We start from the raw sequence: 3,923 nt of genomic DNA on the forward strand, positions 1-3,923 counted from the left end.
GGCAAATCCGGACGCTGCCAACAAGGATAGCTGTCCATCGAGCGCCTGCTCGGTTGCAGCGTCCGTGGACATCACAATTGTGTCTTGGAGGAAATTGGCATGGCAAAAATATCAAAGGTTATGGTCGGTGAATCGCTGGTGGGAGACGGCAACGAAGTCGCGCATGTCGACCTGCTCATCGGCCCGCGGGGGAGCGCGGTCGAAACGGCATTTTGCAACGCGCTTACCAACAACAAGGACGGCTTTACTTCGCTTTTGGCGGTGATCGCGCCCAATCTTCAATGCAAACCCAACACCGTGATGTTCAACAAGGTCACGATCAAGGGTGCCAAACAGGCGGTTCAGATGTTCGGCCCGGCGCAGCACGCCGTGGCAAAGGCCGTGCAGGACAGCGTTGCGGACGGGACCATTCCGGCCAACGAAGCAGACGACGTGTTCATCTGCGTCGGGGTATTCATCCATTGGGACGCGGCGGACGACGCCAAGATCCAGAAATACAATTACGAGGCGACAAAGGAAGCCATCCAGCGCGCCGTTGCAGGAACCCCGACCGCCGCCGAAGCAACGGCCCAGCGCGACAAGGTCAAGCATCCGTTCGCAGCCTAGACAAGAGACAGCCCCGCACAGGAAAAACCCTCTTCTGAGACGGATGGTCTGTTGCGCCGGCTGAAAAAGGTTCTGGGCTTTTGAAACGTCAGCTCCCGAAGGGCGCACGCCCTTCGGGAGCTGACGAGCAACGATGATCAGGCGCCGAGTGACGCGAGGCGGCCGGGCGTGAGCGTAGCGTTGTGCAATGAGGTTGCGACCAGTGCCGCGGCGACGCCCATGGCGGACAAGGCCCTGATGTCGTTCTCGTCGCGGACACCGCCGGCCGCAATGACAGCGCGATTTCCGGCCTTGGCCTTGACCTCCTGCAACCGCCCGAAGTCGGGACCGGCGGCCGCACCGACCTTGGCCAGCGTCATGACAATCACCTTTTGCGGCCAAAGCTCGGGCTCATCGAGAAGAGAACGCGGCCCGCAAAAACTATCGCCGACGAAATCAAGGGACAGGATGAGATCGGGATGATCGCGAAAACGCCGCAGCAATATGTCGTCTCGCTGCGATTCAGAGCCCAGAACAGGAGACAGCGAGCGTTCGGCAAGCGCCGCCAAAAGTGTCTTTTCGTCGGCCACGCCGGCATCGACCCAAAGTTCCGGCGGCTCCGCCATCGTCCTCAGCCGGGCGAGTGCGTCGCTGTTTGGCGCTCCGCCTTCGATAGCGTCCAGATCTGCGATGTAGAAGGTGGAAAAAGGATAAAGCCCACGCAGTCCTTCAGCGACCGCGACCACATCAGGGCTTCGGCTGAGCGGCGTAACGATCGGCCTGTAGCGATCGCGTTTTCCCTGCTGGGCGCGAACCACCACGCCGTCTTTCAGGTCGAGAACGGGAATGATACGCAACGCTTTTTTCACCGACCAATTGCCACCGTCATGAAAGCTTGAAGCGTGGAAAAAAGAAAGGGCATCATTGCCGGTTTCGACATTGGCGGCGCGCATCTGAAGGTGACCCGCGCACAAGACGGTCGCATCGTCGAGGCGGTAACGATCGCAACGCCGCTCTGGCAAGGGTTGGACAAGCTGGCTTCAGCCCTCGACGAAACGGCTCCGATCTACGCGGGTGCGGATCTCAACGCATTCACCATGACGGGCGAACTGTCGGACATCTTTCCGTCCCGCGATGCCGGCGTGGCGGCTCTGCTGGGTCAGATTTCCACCCATTTCCCCGCAGACAAAAAGCTGGTCTATGCCGGACCATCCGGTTTCGTCGGAGTCGAGCGGGCAGCGCAGCTGACCGCCGATGTGGCTTCCGCCAATTGGCACGCGACAGCCTTGTTGGTAGCAAAACTCGCCGGCGATGCCCTGTTCGTCGACATGGGCTCCACCACCACCGATATTATCGCCATCAAGAACGGCGCCGTGGCCAATGACGGCTACACCGATGCCGGACGGCTTCTAACCGGCGAATTGGTCTATACCGGCTTTACCAGGACATTCCTGTTCGGCGTAGCCTCGTCGGCTCCCGTTCATGGCAGGCTAACGCCGCTGATGAACGAATATTTCGCCTCGATCGCCGACGCTCACCGCATCCTGGGCGTGCTCGACGAGGACGACGACAGGCCCCCTCCCGCCGACGGCAAGGAAAAGACTGTGGACGGCTCGATCGCGCGGCTGGCGCGCATGGTAGGGCGCGACGCCACCGACCTCACCCCGCCGGAATGGGGTGAAGTCGCGCGCTGGTTCAGCGAGCAGCAACTGCGCAAAGTGCACGATGCAGCGGCGCTGGTTGCCGGAACCCTGTCTCGGGATGTCCCGATCGTCGGCGCCGGAAGCGGTCGCTGGCAGATCAGGCGGCTGGCCGAACGCATGGAACGCAGTTACGTCGATTTCGCCGACATCATCCCCGCCGATGACACTGTTCGCGGGCAAGCGAGCAGCGCGGCACCCGCGTCCGCAGTGGCGCTTTTGGCGGGATATCCTTCGTAAGCAGGTTGCGGCGCTCGCGCCTATGCTCGCGGGTCCTCGCTATCCGAACCTTTGGCGGTCAAGTGATCGCTGACACGCTGCATCAGCCAGCCCCAGGCTTCCTTTTCACCGTCGCCTGCCGTCTTTTCGATGGCGATCGAAAGGTAGGCGATTTCCGCCTCGATCTTGTTGCGCGGCAGCATGCCGAGCCGGCTGACCAGGATGGCCAGCTCAAGCACCGCCGCCTTGGCTCGGTTGAGGCCGGTGAACGGCGCGAGCGTTTCCTCCCGCACCACGCGGCAGAAATGGCGGGGGCGCACACCATTGTCATCGACCGCCTGGACTTCGAGGCCCGAATACGCCAGCGCCGCCTCGAGCCTCGGCACCGGGAACCCGTCAACCGGAACGGTTGGCCAATGCTTGCGGCCTGTCAGGCAGCCGGCAAAGACACGCACGTCGTCAGTATAATTGGCGATGGCGAACGGCACTTCGGCGAGATTGTCGAGCGTGACCGACGGCCGGAACGGCGCGATAACCCAACCGTCATTCTCGGCAATGATGCCGATCGGCGCGATGTGGACGTTGCCTGCCTTGTTGACCGTCGTGATGATGGATTCGCGAATGTAGGGCATGGTCCTAGCGCTCTTTCCTTGCGCGGAGCGTCTTGCCCGGCTCGGCAAGACGGGTACGGTCGGTTTCGGGTGCTGGCGCGGCAACGCCCCATGCGAGCGGCTCGTCCTGCACATAACGCTTGCCGAGGCGCCACGCGATCTCCGCCTTCGTCAGTTCCGCGCCGAGGTAAAAAGCGTGTGCGCCGTCGGCGTTGACGTCCAGCCCGGCAAAAAGTTCGAACGCATCCGTGGCAACCGCATGCCCTTTGCTATTGAAAACATGGATGCCGTCCTCCGCTACCGCGATCCGGAAGTTGGCATCGCGCACCTGGGCCGCCAATGCCTCGATATCGTCGGTTGAGGCTGTGAAAGGCTTGCGATCGTGGACCTGCAACAGGCCTGGGTGATAGCCGCGCGGCAACGCGCCGTCCGTGCAAGCAGCCAACATGACGCGGCGGGCGATATCGTGCTCCTCGATCGTGCGCACCGTGTGTGGGCTGACATGCACCGCCAGCACGTTCCGGATCCGGAGTTCCGAGCAGAGCCCCGCTAGAACGGCTGTAACGCCGGAACTGTCGGCGTCGGTCAATTCGGTGAGATTGCCGGTGCCCATCAGCAATTCGATGTCCGGCCAACGGCGCCGCGCCTCGATGAAGCGCCCGAGTGAAACGGCGAAGCCGAAATGGATCGGGTCGAGCACGGGATCGGCAATGAAGGCGACGCCGGCGCGGACTATCTTCTCAGCCTCGATGAGAACACGCTGCCGTTGATCTTCGACCATCGGGCTACGGCAGTGTTGATACCCTGT

At 62.1% G+C, this 3,923-nt stretch carries 4 protein-coding genes and 1 pseudogene; 2 read left to right on the forward strand and 3 right to left on the reverse strand.

Features of this window, described 5'->3' with window-relative positions; translation table 11 throughout:
• The first annotated feature begins 99 nt into the window (after positions 1-99).
• A complete protein-coding gene (gene fae / locus EN914_RS27285; protein ID WP_013532036.1) occupies positions 100-606 on the forward strand; it encodes a formaldehyde-activating enzyme in 507 nt (168 codons plus the stop codon).
• Between the two features lie 137 nt (positions 607-743).
• On the opposite strand, the gene EN914_RS27290 is transcribed toward fae, so the two are convergent.
• Complete coding sequence (locus tag EN914_RS27290) at positions 744-1,454, reverse strand: HisA/HisF-related TIM barrel protein (protein WP_032899422.1); 711 nt, start codon at positions 1,452-1,454, stop codon at positions 744-746.
• A 33-nt stretch (positions 1,455-1,487) separates the two neighbouring features.
• Between EN914_RS27290 and EN914_RS27295 the strand changes: the two genes are divergently transcribed.
• On the forward strand, positions 1,488-2,525 hold the full coding sequence (locus tag EN914_RS27295) for a hydantoinase/oxoprolinase family protein (protein ID WP_127389376.1): 1,038 nt from the start codon (positions 1,488-1,490) through the stop codon (positions 2,523-2,525).
• 20 nt (positions 2,526-2,545) lie between these two features.
• On the opposite strand, the gene EN914_RS27300 is transcribed toward EN914_RS27295, so the two are convergent.
• Positions 2,546-3,136, reverse strand: a complete 591-nt coding sequence (locus EN914_RS27300; RefSeq protein WP_024504386.1) for a DUF447 domain-containing protein — start codon at positions 3,134-3,136, stop codon at positions 2,546-2,548.
• A gap of 4 nt (positions 3,137-3,140) precedes the next feature.
• Positions 3,141-3,923 (reverse strand): annotated as a pseudogene (locus EN914_RS27305) (dihydropteroate synthase); the annotation flags it as partial.

The organism is Mesorhizobium sp. M7A.F.Ca.CA.001.08.2.1, assembly GCF_003998455.1.
GTDB lineage: Bacteria > Pseudomonadota > Alphaproteobacteria > Rhizobiales > Rhizobiaceae > Mesorhizobium > Mesorhizobium ciceri.